A 16,167-nucleotide genomic window follows, 5' to 3' on the forward strand; every position below is an offset into this window, starting at 1 on the left:
TTCCCTTGAAAGTCGTCCACACCATCCAAGAGTTGCGCGACCACTTGCGCGGGCAGAACCGCGTGTCGTTCGTGCCCACCATGGGCAATCTGCACGCCGGCCACCTGGCGCTGATGAAGCTGGCGCGCCAGCATGGCGACCCCGTGGTGGCCAGCATCTTCGTGAACCGCCTGCAGTTCGGCCCTGCCGAGGATTTCGACCGCTATCCGCGCACGCTGCAGGACGACGTCGCCAGGCTCGAAGCGGCGCGCGACGTCTACGTGGTGTTTGCGCCCGACGAGCGCGAGATGTACCCCGAACCGCAGAACTACCGGGTGCAGCCGCCCGACGATCTGGGCAACATCCTGGAAGGCGAGTTCCGCCCGGGCTTCTTCGGCGGCGTCAGCACCGTGGTGCTCAAGCTGCTGGCCTGCGTGCAGCCGCGCGTGGCGGTGTTCGGCAAGAAAGACTACCAGCAGTTGATGATCGTGCGGAACATGTGCCGCCAGTTCCAGCTGCCGGTGGACATCGTCGCCCACGAAACGGTGCGAGCCGAAGACGGCCTGGCGCTGTCGTCGCGCAATCGCTATCTGACGCCGGCCGAGCGCGCCGAGGCGCCTGCGCTGTACCAGGCGCTGCTGTCGATACGCCAGCGCATCGGGGCCGGCGAACGCGACCTGGCCGCCATCGAGCGCGAGTGCGCGCAGGCGCTGTCCGCGCGCGGCTGGCAGGTCGACTACCTGGCCGTGCGCCGCCAGCGCGACCTGCAATCGCCCGCGCCGGCCGACCTGGATGCCAGCGAACCACTGGTGGCCCTGGCCGCCGCCAAGCTGGGCGCCACCCGGCTGATCGACAACCTGGAACTCTAGGCGCGCGGGGGCGCGCGCCATCGCGCGTAAAAATCCTGTCAAGTTTGACAGTATCTGGGGCCCAGGCGGCCCTGGCAGACTGCCTTGCAATCCGACATTGCAAGCGAGCTCTTCATGCAGGATACCCCCCCGCCGCATGGTCCGGCCGCCATCGCCCGCCTGACGCCGCGCGAGCAGCAGATTGTGTCGTACCTGGCGGCCGGCAGGCCCAATAAGGTCGTGGCGATTGAACTCGGCATTTCGTTGCGCACCGCCGAGGCCCACCGTGCGCGCATCTTTCGCAAGCTGGGCGTGCGCAACGCCCTGGAACTGGCCTGCCGGCTATGCCCGCGCCAGGGCACCACTTCCCTGCGCGGCTGAATGCGTCAGCGCATCGGCGCCGCCCCGGCGCTGCCTGCCTGCCGAGCTGCGGTCGCCGCCAGCACGCCGGCGCCGAACGGGCCGCCGCCGTCCGGCGGCAAATCTTCCAGCAGTGTCGCAGCGCCCCATACGCCATTGTTGCGCGCCAGCACCTGGTAGGTCTGCATCTGGCCGGCGCTGCGCGCCACGACGTACAACGTGCCGTGCAAGAAACGCATGGCGGGTAGCGACGCGGCGTGCGCCTGCAGCCGGGTCGCGCGTTCGCCTTCCACCAGCCACAGGGCCCCGCCCGGGCTTTCGAGTACGGCCACGGCGACGTGCCCATGCGCATCCGCGCCCACCGCGGGCTTGCCCACGTACGGCACGCCCAGATCGACGGCCGGTGTCCAGTGCAGGGTGCGGGCGGTATCGGCAGCTTGCCCGCCGGCTTGCGCAATGCGCATCAGGTGGCCGGTGCCGTGGGCGCGGAAATACAGTTCGATCAGGCCCTGGCCGTTGCGTATGGCGGCCAGGCCTGCGCTGCTGCGCGGGGCGGGCAGGCGCTGCCACGGGGCCCAGGCGGCGCTCTCGTGCGCTTCGCGCTGCCATGTGGCGAACAGCTGCCCGTCTTTATCGATGGCAAAGGCCCAGTAACGCCGGGCTTCGTCGCGGGCGATGGCGGCATTGCCGCGCGCGTCCGGCAGCAGGGGCAGGGGTTGCCAGGGCGTCCAGCCGCTGTCGAGCCCTGTCAGGGCGGTCCAGTGGTAAAGGCCGTCGTGCCCGATGGCCACGATGGCGGCATCGCCGCGGGGCGCCACGGCGGGCGATCGTGCCGCACGCATTCCCGCCATGGCCTGCCACCCGTTCCAGGCGCCGTCCAGGCCCTGTCTATTGATCCACAGGCCGCCCAGGGTATCGCGGGCCACGATGCCGACGCTGGAGTCCGGGAATGCCAGCGACACCAGCGGGCCCGCGGTGCGGCCGCCCAAGGTGTTCCAGCGGCGCTGCCGGGCATCCCACATATTGACGGCGTCGTTGGCTTCGCCCGCCGCGAACACCATCAGGCCGCCCTGCGGGCCGGCATAGAGTTCGGGCGCGACGTCGTGCCGCGACACATAATAGGCGCGGCGCACCCATGCCGCGGCCGGGCCGGCCGGCTCTTTGCACCCGACGGGCCCGCTGCAATAGTGGTAATCGTTCCATGCGTAATGGCGGAAGATCTCGGACTTGCGCGCGATTTCTGCCTCGGCCAGGTTGATGCCCCGTTCCTGGCTGGGGTAGTCGACATAGCCCGTCTCGGCATAGTTGCCGGGGGCCAGGGCGATGGCGTCGCGCACCAGCCGCGCGCTGGAGATGTGGTCCGGGTGGCCATGGCCCGCGCAGCGCCAGCACAGCTGGGTGTAGGGCACGCTGATGGTGTCATCGAGATGGCGCACCGCCGTGGGCCGGTATGTGTCGATGATGGCGGCGAGCGTGCGCACCAGATCCTCGCGGCCGTATGCCTGCAGGCGCGGGCCCAGTGTAAGCGCCACCATGCCCGGCACGGATTCTGCCTGGCTCAGCGGCGTCAGGCTGCCCCAGCCCTCGCCCAGCCATGGATCCTGCAACCGCATGTGCCATAACTGCACGCCGGGGTTGCCCTGCAGGGTGAAGCGCGCGATGTCGTAGCCATCGACCCGCACGGCGTCTTCCTTCCACAGGTCCGGCTGCCCGGCCATGTATGCGTAGGCGGCGCGCACGCCTCGCTCGCGTCCCAGCATGTAGGGCTCGCCTTCGCCGGCATCGCTGGCCGTCAGATACACCACGCGCACGCACCCGCCGGCCTCGATGTTGGCGGCCAGGTCCGGGTTCATGAACAGCAGGTCGTCGTCCAGGTGGGCCACAAAGGCCAGGTCTTTGATCCCCCGGCAGTCAGCCAGGGACGGCGTGTCGGGGGCGGCGGGCGCAGCGGGGGGCGTGGCCATGGCGGCGCCGGCCCAGGCCAGCCAGCCCAGGCAAGGCAGCAAACAACGGAAGGCGCGCGCGCAGCGGGCCCGGAAATGGCGCATGGATCGTCTGTGGGCGACAACCCGATACTTGGCTTGGCGGGGCTGCTGCCGCGCGAGTATCTTGGTATGAGGTGATGGTTTTCTGTGCGCGGCGAGTATAGCGAGCCGCCGCGACGCGCGCCATGGGGATGAACGCGAATGCGCCCGGCTGGCGCCGGGCGCGGCAGGTTCAGCGGCTGACGGCCCGCGTCAGGCGCGGCAGGTTCAGCGGCTGACGGCCCGCGTCAGGCGGAACACTTGGGGGCGGGCTGCTTGGACAGTTCGTCGATGGCGTCCAGGTCGGGCTGGCGCGTCAGGCTGTAGTTCAGATTGGGCGTCTTGCCCAGTACCGACCGCAGTCGCAGCACGTTATTGGCCGCCACCACGAATTCCGCGCGCGGCGCGCCGTCGGCGTCGAATATCAATACGCGCGGCGGGCGTTCGGTCGTGGCATCCCAGCAGCCTTGCTCGGCCGTGGGCTTGCTGAGATTGCCGGCGTTGTCCAGGTAGGCCACGCGGCTGCGCCAGCGGCCGTTGGGGGCCAGGGTCAGCGTGATGCGTTGCGCGGCGCATTGCTCCGAGGGCGACAGGCAGGGCAGGGTGCCCATGTAGGTCTGTGCCTGGGGCACCAGCGCGTGGGCGGCCGGCGAAGCGCTGCCCGCGGCCTGCGCCGCCGAGGCGGCGCTGGATTCGGCGGCTTCCTGGGCTGCGGCGTCTTCGGCTTCGGTGCGGGGGCGCGTCTGGCCCGGGGGCGGCGCCTTGAGTTCGATCTGCAACTGCGAGGGGGCGCGCACCACGCTGCGGTAGGCCGCGCCTTCGCCCTGGTACTGTGCGTCGGTCAGCGTGCCGGCCGGCGGCGGGTTGTAGTAGCCCTCGGTGCGCTGCTGCGCGCAGCCCGCGATCAGCGCCGTGCCAGCCAGCGTGGCCGCGGTCAGGGTCAGGAATCGATGGCGAGGCGCCTGAAGACTTGCGGGTGCGGGCATGATGGCTGACAAACGTAGTGGATATGTCGGAATTCTACGCATTTATGGAAACATCCGATACGTTTGCATCACGGCGCGCGTTTGAACTATTTGCCGCATGCCGGAATAATGCGGCGTCACCGGCCCTGTTGCGCGTCATGCCGCGCCCGGCCCCTACACAATGCTGGCCTGAATACCTATGCGGCACGCCTTCGCAGTCGATCTCCACTGGGCCATCGCCATGGCTGCGGTGCTGGGCCTGTTGGCCGGCGCCTGGCTGACCGTGCTCGCCCATCGCCTGCCGCGCATGATGGAGCGCGAGTGGCTGCAGCAATACTACGACTACCGCCAGTCGGCGCTGCCCGATGCCCTTGCGCCGCTCGCGCCGGCTCCCGGCCCGGCCGCCTATAACTTGTGGACCCCGGGCTGGCACTGCGCCGCGTGCGCCGCTCCCATACGCGGCTGGCGCCGGCTGCCCGTGGCCGGGTGGCTGTGGCTGCGGGGCCGCTGCGGGGCATGCGGCAGCGCCATAGGCTGGCGTTATCCCGTCACCGAACTGGCCACCGCCGCGCTCTTCGCGCTGTGCGTCTGGCGGTTCGGGCCCACGCCGCTGGCCTTGTGCGCCATGCTGTTGTGCGCGGCGCTGGTGGCGCTGGCGTGGATCGATCTGCAGACCAGCCTGCTGCCCGATGCCATTACCCTGCCCCTGGCGTGGCTGGGCCTGCTGGTCAACCTTGGCGGAGCAATCGCGCCGCTGCCGCTGGCCGTGCTGGGCGCGGTGGTGGGCTACGTGTTCCTGTGGCTGCTGTTTCATATGTTCCGGCTGCTGACCGGGCGTGAAGGCATGGGGTACGGCGATTTCAAGCTGCTGGCCGCGCTGGGCGCGTGGTTCGGCCTGGCGGCGCTGCCCGCCCTGTTGCTGATGGCTTCGCTCGCGGGCGTGGCCGGCGCAGGTATCCTGCGGTTGACGGGCCGCGCGCGGCGCGGGCAGCCTTTGCCCTTCGGCCCTTATCTTGCGTTGGCCGGCGTGGTGATGCTGCTGACCCCGGGGGGGCCGGCATGGTTCTAGCTAGCCGACGCGGGCCGGGCGCCCATGGCTTTGACGGATTACATCTATGTACAAAATCGGGCTGACCGGCGGCATTGGTTCCGGCAAGACTCGCGTGGCCGACATGCTGGCCGAATGGGGCGCGGCGGTGGTCGACACCGACGCCATCGCGCACGCCCTGACGGCGCCCGGCGGGGCCGCGCTGCCCGCCATACGCGAGGCGTTCGGCGATGCGGCCATCGGCGCCGACGGCGCCCTGGACAGGGCCTGGATGCGCGACCTGGTATTTCGGGAACCCGACGCGCGCGCACGGCTCGAAGCCATCATGCATCCGCTCATCGGCGCGGATACCCGGCGCGCGGCCGCCGTGGCCACGGGCGCGTACCTGGTGTTCGTGGTGCCGCTGCTCGTAGAGTCCGGCCGCTGGCGCGACCGGGTCGATCGCATCTGCGTCGTCGACTGCGATCCGGCTACCCAGGTCGCCCGGGTGCAGTCGCGCAGCGGGCTGACGGAGCCAGCCATACGGCGTATCATGGCGGCACAGGCCGCGCGGGCAACCCGGCTCGCGGCAGCAGACGACGTCATCGTCAACGACGGCGCCACTACTGTCGAACAGCTGCGCGCGCGGGCAAAGGCTCTGCACGACCAATGGCGCCGACTGGCGGCGGCGCCGCGCAATCCGCCGCCCGGTGCGGCCGGCTCTCCTGAATAACCCGGCCCGCGGGCCGATCACAAACAGGCCTGTACATAGCGTGATTCTGTACGAATATCCTTTCAATGAACGCGTCCGTGCCTACCTGCGGCTGGAATACCTATTTGACCGCCTGAACTACTTTGCGCGCGAAGGCGATCCCAGGCATCACCAGATCGCGGTCGCGACCCTGTTCGATATCCTCGACGCCACGGAACGCACCGACATCAAGACCGCCGTGCTGCAAGATCTCGATCGCCAGCGCGTGGCCTTGCAGGCGCTGCGCGACCATCCCAATGTCGCCCAGGACGCCCTCGAATCGATGCTTGCCGACCTGGAACGCACGGTGGGCAACCTGGCCGCCCAGGGACGCGCCGGGCAGCCGCTGCGCGAGAACGAATGGCTGGTCAGCCTGCGCGGCCGCCTGGCGGTGCCCGGCGGCGCCACGCAGGTCGACATGCCCTCGTATCATGCCTGGCAGCACCGGCCCGAGGCCGATCGCTGCGCCGACCTGCAGGCCTGGACGGCGCCGCTGCGCCCCTTGCACAACGCCGTGGCCATGGCGCTGCGCCTGTTGCGCGAATCGGGCCGCCGATCCGAAATCCAGGCCGAGGGCGGCGCCTACCAGCAGATGCTGGCCGGCAAGCTGTTTCAATTGCTGCGCGTCTGGATCGACCCCCAGTTGGGCGTGTTTCCCGAGATCAGCGCCAATAAGTACATGATCTGGATACGTTTTTCGTGCCAGAACGGCGACGCGAAGCCCCAGCAGGTCACGCGCGACCTGTCCTTCCAGATGTCGCTTTGCAGCGCCTGAGCCGGCGCGGCATGCCGCCGTCGCGGCGCGACGGCCGATTTCCTGTTGCGGCGTATTTCAAGCGCCGCCGCCCGGCGCCGTAAACGGCTGCTCTTGGGGGACAATAGCGCCTTCAGCCGCTTGTGTCCGACCCTTTATGCCCCAAATGTCCGAACCGACCAGGCCGCGCCGCCGGCGCTTGCTGGTGGCGACTCTGTCATTGCTGGCCCTAGCCGTTGTCGCATGGCTGGCGCTCAAGCCTGGCGATCAGCCGGCGCAGCGCCAGGGCCGTGGGTTCGGCGGGGGCGGCGCGATGGACATGCCGGTGCCCGTGCGGGTGGCCGCAGCGGGCACGCAGAACATCGACATCGAACTGCGCGCGTTGGGCACCGTTACCGCGTACAACACCGTCACTGTACGCAGCCGCGTCGATGGCGAGCTGATCGACGTGGCCTTCAATGAAGGCCAGCGCGTCAAGGCGGGCGACCTGCTCGCGCAGATCGACCCCCGCCCCTATGAAGTGGCGCTGGCCCAGGCGCGCGGGCAGCAGCAGCAGAACCAGGCGCAGCTGGCCAATGCGCGGCGCGACCTGCAGCGCTATCAAACCCTTTTCAAGCAGGATTCGATCGCACGGCAGCAGCTCGATACCCAGGCCGCGCTGGTGCGCCAGTATGAAGGCACCCAGATCAGCGACCAGGCCGCCGTCGACGACGCCAAGCTGCGCCTGGAGTACACGCGCATCACCGCGCCCATAGACGGCAGGCTGGGGCTGCGCAAGGTTGATGTGGGCAATCTGGTATCGACGGGCGACACCGAAGGCCTGGTGGTCATTACGCAGACCCAGCCTATCTCGGTGCTGTTTTCGCTGCCCGAAACGCAATTGCCCGAAGTGCTCGAACAGGTGCGCGCCGGCCGCACGCTGGCCGTGCGCGCCTACGACCGCAACGATACCGAACTCGTCGCCACCGGGCAGCTCGAGACCCTCGACAACCAGATCGACGTGGCCACCGGCACGGTCAGGCTCAAGGCGCGTTTCGATAATGCCGACGAACGCCTGTTTCCCAACCAGTTCGTCAACGTGCGCCTGCTGGTACAGACGCGCGACGACGCCACGGTGATTCCCACGGCCGCGGTACAACAGGGCAACGCCGGCCCCTTCGTGTTCCTGCTGCGTCCCGACAACACCGTAGAAGTGCGGCAAGTGCAGCTGGGCGCCATCAATGGCGACCGAGTGGCCGTCAACGCGGGGCTGGCGCCAGGCGACCGAGTGGTCGTCGAAGGCACCGACCGTCTGCGCACGGGCGCCAAGGTCAGTGTCGTCACGGGCGACGCCACCATTGCGGCCACGCCCGGCCAGACACTGGGCGCCGGCGCGCGTGCGGGCGCCGGCCAGCCAGCGAAGGCGCCGTGAACCCGTCACGCCTGTTCATCCTGCGGCCGGTCGCCACCACACTGTCAATGGTGGCGATCCTGATCGCCGGCTTCATCGCCTACCGCCTGCTGCCCGTATCGGCGCTGCCCGAGGTGGACTATCCCACCATCCAGGTCGTCACGCTGTATCCGGGCGCCAGCCCCGACGTCATGACCTCGCTGGTGACCTCGCCGCTCGAGCGCCAGTTCGGGCAGGTGCCGGGGCTGAACCAGATGTCTTCCACCAGTTCGGGCGGGGCGTCGGTGATCACGCTGCAGTTCAGCCTGGACGTATCGCTGGACGTGGCCGAACAAGAGGTGCAGGCCGCCATCAACGCGGCGTCCAACCTGCTGCCCGGCGACCTGCCCGTGCCTCCGGTGTACAACAAGGTCAACCCTGCCGACGCGCCGGTGCTGACACTGGCCATTACTTCGCCCACCATGCCCTTGCCGCAGGTGCGCGACCTGGTCGATACGCGCATGGCGCAGAAGCTGTCGCAGGTGCCAGGCGTGGGGCTGGTCAGCGTGGCCGGCGGGCAGCGCCCCGCCGTGCGCATCCAGGTCAACCCGCGCGCGCTGGCCTCGGCAGGGATGTCGCTGGCCGACCTGCGCAACGCGGTGGTCGGCGCCAACGTCAACCAGCCCAAGGGCAACCTGGACGGGCCCGAGCGTTCGACCACCATCAACGCCAACGACCAGCTCAAGTCGCCCACCGACTATAACGACCTGATCATCGCCTACCGCAACAACGCGCCCGTGCGCCTGTCGGACGTGGCGCAGGCCGTGCAGGGCGCCGAAGACGTGCGCCAGGCCGCGTGGGCGGGCGACCAGCCCGCGATTCTGCTGAATGTGCAGCGCCAGCCGGGGGCCAATGTCATCGATGTGGTCGACCGCATCCGCGCCATGCTGCCGCAGCTTGAAGACGCGCTGCCCGCTACCCTGGATGTCACCGTCGTGTCCGACCGCACGCAGACCATCCGCGCGTCCGTGTCCGACGTGCAGTTCGAGATGCTGCTGGCCGTGGCCCTGGTGGTAATGGTGACCTTCGTGTTCCTGCGCAGCCTGACGGCCACGGTGATCCCTAGCGTGGTGGTGCCCCTGTCGCTGGTGGGCACGTTCTGCATCATGTACCTGGCCGGGTTCAGTATCAACAACCTGACCTTGATGGCGCTGACCATCGCGACCGGCTTCGTCGTCGATGACGCGATCGTCATGATCGAGAACATCGCGCGGCACCTCGAAGAAGGCGAAACGCCCATGCAGGCCGCGCTCAAGGGCGCCCAGCAGATCGGCTTCACGCTCATCTCGCTGACGTTCTCGCTGATCGCGGTGCTGATCCCGCTGCTGTTCATGACCGAAGTGGTGGGGCGGCTGTTCCGCGAATTCGCCATCACGCTGGCGGTGGCCATTCTGATTTCGCTGGTGGTGTCGCTGACGCTTACCCCCATGATGTGCGCCCGCCTGCTGCGGCCCGAGTCCGAACAGCGGCACGGCCGCTTCCACCGGGCCACGGGGGCGTTCATCGACGGCGTCATCAGGCGCTACGACGTCATGCTGCAATGGGTGCTGGCGCGCCAGCGCCTGACCCTGCTGGTGGCGCTGGGCACCTTTGTGCTGACCGTGCTGCTGTACATCGCGATTCCCAAGGGTTTCTTCCCGCAGCAAGACAGCGGCATCATCCAGGCCATCACGCAGGCGCCGGCCTCGGTGTCTTTCCCCGCGATGGCGCAGCGCCAGCAAGCCGCCGCGCGCATCGTGTTGCAAGACCCGGATGTCGAATCCGTGGCCTCGTTCATCGGCGTGGACGGCACCAACGCCACGTTGAACACCGGCCGCATGCAGATCGCCCTGAAGCCCCATGCAGAGCGCGACGGCGACCTGGCCGAGATCACCCGCCGCCTGCAGGATGCGCTTGCCGCGCAGCACGACCTGAAGGTCTACATGCAGCCGGTGCAGGATCTCACCATCGAAGACCGCATCAGCCGCACGCAGTACCAGATGACCCTGTCCAATCCCGACATGGCGCTGCTTGCCGAGTGGGCGCCGCGGCTGGTCGAGCGCCTGTCGCAGTTGCCCGAGCTGACCGACGTGGCGCACGACATGCAGAACGACGGCCTGCAGACCTGGGTGGAAATCGACCGCGATGCCGCGGCGCGGCTGGGCATCACCACGGCCGCCATCGATGAGGCGCTGTACAACGCGTTCGGGCAGCGGCTGATTTCCACCATTTTTACGCAGTCGAACCAGTACCGGGTGGTGCTGGAGGTGCTGCCGCAGTTCAGCCAGTCTCCCCAGGCGCTGGAACAGATACACCTGACCACCGAGGCCGGCACGCTGGCGCCGTTGTCGGCGGTGGCGCAGATTTCGCAGGGCCGTACCATGCTGGCCATCAGCCGGCTCGACCAGTTCCCCATGACCACCGTGTCGTTCAATCTGGCGCCCGGCGCATCATTGTCGGGCGCGGTCGAGGCCATCAAGGCCGCCGAGGCCGAGATCGGCATGCCGGCCGGCATCGAGACGCGCTTCCAGGGCGCGGCGCTGGCTTTCCAGAACTCGCTGTCCAGCACGCTGTGGCTGATCCTGGCCGCGGTGGTCACCATGTACATCGTGCTGGGCGTCCTGTACGAAAGCTATATCCACCCCATCACGATTCTTTCCACGCTGCCTTCGGCCGCGGTGGGCGCGCTGCTGGCGCTGATGATCCGGGGCACCGAGCTCGACATGATCGGCATCATCGGCATCATCCTGCTTATCGGCATCGTGAAAAAGAACGCGATCATGATGATCGACTTTGCGCTTGAGGCCGAGCGCAAGCGCGGGCTGACGCCGCGCGCGGCCATCCACGAAGCGGCCCTGCTGCGTTTCCGCCCCATCCTGATGACGACGCTGGCGGCGTTGTTCGGTGCGTTGCCGCTGATGCTGTCGACCGGCACTGGCGCCGAACTGCGCCAGCCGCTGGGCCTGGTCATGGTGGGCGGGCTGCTGCTCAGCCAGGTGCTTACGCTGTTTACCACGCCGGTCATCTACCTGATGTTCGACCGCCTTTCGCGCCGGGGCAGGGCGCGGCAGGCCACGGAGCCGGCATGATCCTGTCGGCGCCGTTCATCGTGCGCCCGGTGGCCACGGTCTTGCTGTGCCTGGGGCTGGTGCTGGCGGGGCTGCTGTCGTACCGCATGTTGCCGGTGGCGCCGCTGCCGGAAGTCGACCTGCCTATCATTTCGGTCACGGCCAATCTGCCGGGCGCCAGCCCGGAAACCATGGCGTCCAGCGTGGCCACGCCCCTGGAACGCTCGCTGGGCGCCATTGCCGGCGTCACCGAAATGACGTCGCGCAGTTCGCAGGGCAGCACCCGCATCACCCTGCAGTTCGACCTCAGCCGCGACATCGACGGCGCCGCGCGCGACGTGCAGGCCGCCATCAATGCCGCGCGTTCGCTGCTGCCCACCGGCTTGCGCAGCAACCCCACGTATCGCAAGGTCAACCCCTCGTCGGCCCCCATCATGGTGCTGGCCATGACTTCCAGCACCCTGAGCCAGGGCAGGCTGTACGACCTGGCCTCGACCATCGTGGCGCAGAAGCTGGCGCAGGTAAAAGGCGTCGGCGAAGTCACGGTGGGCGGCAGCTCGCTGCCGGCGGTGCGGGTCAATCTCAATCCGGGCGCGCTGTCGAGCCGCGGCGTGTCGCTGGACGAAGTGCGCAGCACGCTGACCGAGGCCAATGCCAACCGGCCCAAGGGCTTTATCGAGAACGACAGCCATCATTGGCAGATCATGGCCAGCGACCAGCTCGAACGCGCCGAGCAGTACCGCCCGCTGGTGGTGGCGTGGCGCGACGGCGCGCCGGTGCGGCTGTCCGACGTGGCCACGGTGGAAGACTCGGTCGAAGACCTGTTCCAGACGGGTTTCTACAACAACAGCCCGGCCATCCTGCTTATCCTGCGCCGCCAGGCCGACGCGAACATCATCGAAACCGTAGAAGCGGTGCGCGCCCAGTTGCCGCAGCTGGCCGCGATGCTGCCGGGCGACGTAGACCTGACCATCGCGCAAGACCGAACGCCCAGCATCCGCGCTTCGCTGCACGAGGCCGAGTTGACGCTGGTGGTGGCGGTGGGCCTGGTGATGCTGGTCGTGCTGCTGTTCCTGCGCCATTGGCGCGCCGCGCTCATTCCCAGCGTGGCGGTGCCGGTTTCATTGATCGGCACGTTCTGCGTGATGTACCTGTGCGGCTATACGCTGAACACGATCTCGCTGATGGCGCTGATCATCGCCACGGGGTTCGTGGTGGACGACGCCATCGTGGTGCTCGAGAACATCATGCGCCATATCGAGCAGGGCGCCTCGCCCATGCGGGCGGCGTTGCGCGGCTCGCGCGAAGTCGGCTTCACGGTGCTGTCCATGAGCCTGTCGCTGGTGGCCGTATTCATTCCCATCTTGTTGATGGGCGGCGTGGTCGGGCGGCTGTTCCGCGAGTTCGCGGTGACCCTTTCGGCCGCCATCCTGGTGTCGCTGGTGGTGTCGCTGACGCTTACCCCCATGATGTGCGCACGGCTGCTGCAGCCGCAAAACCGCGAGCGCAGGCCGGGGCGGCTGTCGGCGGCGATCGGGCGCGGCTTCGACGCCATGCTGGCGCATTACCGGCGCAGCCTGTCCTGGGCGCTCGCGCACGGACGCATCATGATGCTGCTGCTGGCGGCCGCCATCGGCCTGAACGTGTATTTGTACGCCGTGGTGCCCAAGGGCTTCCTGCCGCAGCAGGACACCGGTCAGCTGCTGGGCTTTTTCCGCGTCGACCAGGGCACGTCTTTCCAGGCCACGGTGCCCAAGCTGGAATACTTCCGCAAGGTGATTCTCTCGGACCCGGCCGTGGCCAGCATCACGGTGCATGCGGGCGGGCGCGGGGGCAGCAACAGCAGCTTCATGTCGATACAGCTCAAGCCGCTGGACGAACGCAATGTCAGCGCCAACGATGTGGTCAACCGCCTGCGCGGGCGGCTGCAGAATACCCCGGGCGCGCGGGTGTTCCTGGTGCCGCAGCAGGATATCTTCCTGGGTGGCGGGCAGGGCAGCGGCTCGTACGACTACACGTTGCTGTCGGGCGATCTGTCGCTGCTGCGCGCCTGGATGCCGCGGGTGCAGCAGGCCATGGCCGCGTTGCCCGAACTTGTCGACGTGGACTCCAGCGTCGAAGACAAGGGCCGCCAGATCGAGCTGGTCATCGACCGCGAGGCCGCGACGCGGCTGGGCATACGCATGGCCGACATCGCGGCCGTGCTGAACAATTCGTTCAGCCAGCGCCAGGTTTCCGTGATGTATGGCCCCCTGAACCAATACCATGTGGTCATGGGTGTAGACCAGCGCTTTGCGCGCGATGCCGAATCGCTCAAGCAGGTGCATGTCATCACGCAGGATGGCCAGCGCGTGCCGCTGTCGGCCTTCGCGCGCTTCGAAAACACGAATGCCCCGCTCAGCGTGCGTCACAACGGGCTGTTCGCGGCCGACGATATTTCGTTCAACCTGGCGCCGGGCGTGTCCCTGGATCAGGCCATACGCGCCATCGACGCCGCCGTGGCGCGCATCGGGCTGCCCTCGGACCAGATCCAGGCGGGCTTTTTGGGCGCCGCCGCGGCGCAGCAGCAGGCGCAAAGCCAGCAGCCCTGGTTGATCCTGGCCGCGCTGGTCACCATGTATATCGTGCTGGGCATCCTGTACGAAAACCTGGTGCATCCGCTTACCATCCTGTCCACGCTGCCATCGGCCGGCATCGGCGCCTTGCTGGCGCTGATGCTGGTGGGCAGCGAGTTCACCATCATTGCGCTGATAGGCGTGTTCCTGCTGATCGGCATTGTGAAGAAGAACGCCATCATGATGGTCGATTTCGCGCTGGAGGCCGAACGCCGACGCGGCCTGACGCCGCGCGACGCCATCTTCGAGGCGTGCCTGACGCGCTTTCGCCCCATCATGATGACCACGATGGCGGCCATTTTCGGGGCATTGCCGCTGGTGCTGGCCACCGGGGCCGGCGTCGAAATGCGTCAGCCGCTGGGGGTGACGATCGTCGGCGGCCTGATACTCAGCCAGATCCTCACGCTGTACACGACTCCGGTCGTGTACCTGTACCTGGACCGCTTCCGCCTGTGGCTGCGGGGCCGCCGCCGCGGCGGCGGGGTGGCGGGTCCGCAACCGGATATAGAACGCCCATGAGCCGCGCCATGTTGTTGCTTTCGTTTCCCGACCTTGCACGCGCGCCGCGCCGCGCGCTGCTGCTTGCGTGTTGCTGCGCGTTGTTGTCCGCCTGTGCGGTAGGCCCCGATTACCAGAGGCCCACGCTTGATGTGGGCGACAGCTACAAAGAAGCGCCGGCTTCCGTCGACGGGTGGAAACCCGCCCAGCCGCGCGATGCCGCAGAACGCGGCGCATGGTGGCAGGTGTACGGGGACCCGACGCTCGACGGGCTGATGCAGCAGTTGAATACGGCCAACCAGACCATTGCGCAGGCAGAGGCCAATTACCGCCAGGCACAGGCGCTGGTGCAGGGTGCGCGCTCGGGGTTCTTTCCCACGGTGGGCGCCAACACCAGCGCCACCCGGGCGGGCGGCGGCGGCAACGGCGCCGCCGGGGGCGTTGCCAACCAGTACAACCTGAGCGGCTCGGCAAGCTGGGAAGCCGACCTGTGGGGGCGCGTGCGTCGCGAAGTGGAGGCCAGCCGCGCCGAGGCCGACGCCAGCTTCGCCGACCTTGCCAACGCGCGGCTCAGCGCGCAGTCGGCCCTGGCCCAGAACTATTTCCAGCTGCGCATCCTGGACGAACAGAAGCGCCTGCTGGAATCCACCGTGGCGGCCTACGAAAAGTCTTTGCGGCTGACACAGAACCGTTATCAGGCAGGCGTGGCGGGCAAGAGCGACGTGTCGGTCGCCCTGGCGCAGCTGGAAAACACGCGCGCGCAGTTGATCGATCTGGAATGGCAGCGCGGCCAGTTCGAACATGCCATAGCCGTGCTGGTGGGGCTGGCGCCTTCGCGCTTTGCTCTTGCGCCGGCGCGCTTCGCGCAGGCGTTGCCCCACATTCCGGCGGGCTTGCCGTCCGAACTGCTCGAGCGCCGGCCCGACGTGGCGTCGGCCGAACGCCGCGTGGCGGCCGCCAACGCACAGATCGGCGTCGCGCAGTCGGCCTGGTTCCCCGACCTGGTCCTGAGCGCCGACGGCGGCTTTCGCAGCGGGCAATTCGCGCAGTGGCTGACCGCGCCCGCACGGTTCTGGTCGCTGGGCCCGGCCTTGGCGCTGACGCTGTTCGACGGCGGAGCGCGCCAGGCCGAACTGGACCGCGCCCGCGCCGCCTACGACGGGCAGGCGGCCCTGTATCGCCAGACCGTGCTGGGCGCGCTGCGCGAAGTCGAAGACTATCTGATCCAGCTGCGCGTCATGGAACAAGAGCAGGTCGTGCAGCGACGCGCACTCGAAGCCGCGCGCGAATCATTGCGGCTGGCGCGCAACCAGTACGAGGCCGGCCTGATCGGATACCTGGACGTGGCCGTGCTCGAAACCACCGCGCTCAACAGTGAGCGCAATGCGCTGAGCCTGCTGGGCAGCCGCCTGGCCGCCAGCGTACAGCTCATCGCCGCCCTGGGCGGCGGTTGGGAAGGATTGCCACCGCAAGACACCGCGCAGGCCGAGCCGCAGCAGGAATAAACATCGCCGGTGTCAGACACCCTGCGGGAGTCAGACACCAGGCATCAGCAAGCGGGGGGCAGGGCGTACGGGTTTGTAGGTGTCAGACACCCTGCGGGAGTCAGACACCAGGCATCAGGAAGTGGGGAGCAGGACGTACGGGTTTGAAGGTGTCAGACACCCTGCGGGAGTCAGACACCAGGCATCAGCAAGCGGGGGGCAGGGCGTACGGGTTTGAAGGTGTCAGACACCCTGCGGGAGTCAGACACCGAGCATCAGGAAGTGGGGGGCAGGGCGTACGGGTTTGTAGGTGTCAGACACCCTGCGGGAGTCTGACACCAGGCATCAGGAAGCGGGGGGCAGGGCGTACGGGTTTGTAGGTGTCT

General features: G+C 68.2%; 11 protein-coding genes. 9 read left to right on the top strand and 2 right to left on the bottom strand.

Features of this window, described 5'->3' with window-relative positions; genetic code table 11:
- Positions 1–5 precede the first annotated feature (5 nt).
- The gene (panC, locus tag CAL18_RS01115) at positions 6–848 is read left to right on the top strand and encodes a pantoate--beta-alanine ligase (RefSeq protein ID WP_094817183.1); all 843 of its coding nucleotides are present in this window, start codon (positions 6–8) and stop codon (positions 846–848) included.
- 84 nt (positions 849–932) lie between these two features.
- Positions 933–1,208, top strand: a complete 276-nt coding sequence (locus CAL18_RS01120) for a response regulator transcription factor (RefSeq protein WP_231494599.1) — start codon at positions 933–935, stop codon at positions 1,206–1,208.
- Positions 1,209–1,213: 5 nt separating this feature from the next.
- On the opposite strand, the gene CAL18_RS01125 is transcribed toward CAL18_RS01120, so the two are convergent.
- A complete protein-coding gene (locus tag CAL18_RS01125) occupies positions 1,214–3,235 on the bottom strand; it encodes a PIG-L family deacetylase (RefSeq protein WP_094817184.1) in 2,022 nt (673 codons plus the stop codon).
- Between the two features lie 224 nt (positions 3,236–3,459).
- On the bottom strand, positions 3,460–4,197 hold the full coding sequence (locus CAL18_RS01130; RefSeq protein ID WP_026640638.1) for a copper resistance protein NlpE N-terminal domain-containing protein: 738 nt from the start codon (positions 4,195–4,197) through the stop codon (positions 3,460–3,462).
- Positions 4,198–4,375: 178 nt separating this feature from the next.
- Here CAL18_RS01130 and CAL18_RS01135 point away from each other — a divergent pair, with 178 nt between their 5' ends.
- The 7 genes from CAL18_RS01135 to CAL18_RS01165 all read left to right on the top strand — a co-directional run bounded on the left by CAL18_RS01135 (position 4,376) and on the right by CAL18_RS01165 (position 15,802).
- Entirely contained in the window at positions 4,376–5,245 is an 870-nt protein-coding gene (locus CAL18_RS01135) for a prepilin peptidase (protein WP_094795811.1), read from the top strand.
- Between the two features lie 46 nt (positions 5,246–5,291).
- Entirely contained in the window at positions 5,292–5,936 is a 645-nt protein-coding gene (gene coaE / locus CAL18_RS01140) for a dephospho-CoA kinase (protein ID WP_026640640.1), read from the top strand.
- A 40-nt stretch (positions 5,937–5,976) separates the two neighbouring features.
- Positions 5,977–6,729 (top strand): cell division protein ZapD, encoded by a 753-nt coding sequence (gene zapD, locus CAL18_RS01145; RefSeq protein ID WP_026640641.1) that lies wholly within the window; start codon positions 5,977–5,979, stop codon positions 6,727–6,729.
- 136 nt (positions 6,730–6,865) lie between these two features.
- Positions 6,866–8,119, top strand: coding sequence for an MdtA/MuxA family multidrug efflux RND transporter periplasmic adaptor subunit (locus CAL18_RS01150; protein WP_038852519.1), 1,254 nt, complete (start codon positions 6,866–6,868; stop codon positions 8,117–8,119).
- Positions 8,116–11,205, top strand: coding sequence for an MdtB/MuxB family multidrug efflux RND transporter permease subunit (locus CAL18_RS01155; protein ID WP_094817185.1), 3,090 nt, complete (start codon positions 8,116–8,118; stop codon positions 11,203–11,205). The genes CAL18_RS01150 and CAL18_RS01155 overlap by 4 nt, the downstream gene beginning before the upstream one ends.
- Positions 11,202–14,318, top strand: a complete 3,117-nt coding sequence (locus tag CAL18_RS01160; RefSeq protein WP_094795813.1) for a multidrug efflux RND transporter permease subunit — start codon at positions 11,202–11,204, stop codon at positions 14,316–14,318. The genes CAL18_RS01155 and CAL18_RS01160 overlap by 4 nt, the downstream gene beginning before the upstream one ends.
- Positions 14,315–15,802, top strand: coding sequence for an efflux transporter outer membrane subunit (locus CAL18_RS01165; RefSeq protein ID WP_249278364.1), 1,488 nt, complete (start codon positions 14,315–14,317; stop codon positions 15,800–15,802). The genes CAL18_RS01160 and CAL18_RS01165 overlap by 4 nt, the downstream gene beginning before the upstream one ends.
- The last annotated feature ends 365 nt before the right edge of the window (positions 15,803–16,167 follow it).

It is taken from the genome of Bordetella genomosp. 7 (genome assembly GCF_002261415.1).
GTDB lineage: Bacteria > Pseudomonadota > Gammaproteobacteria > Burkholderiales > Burkholderiaceae_B > Bordetella_A.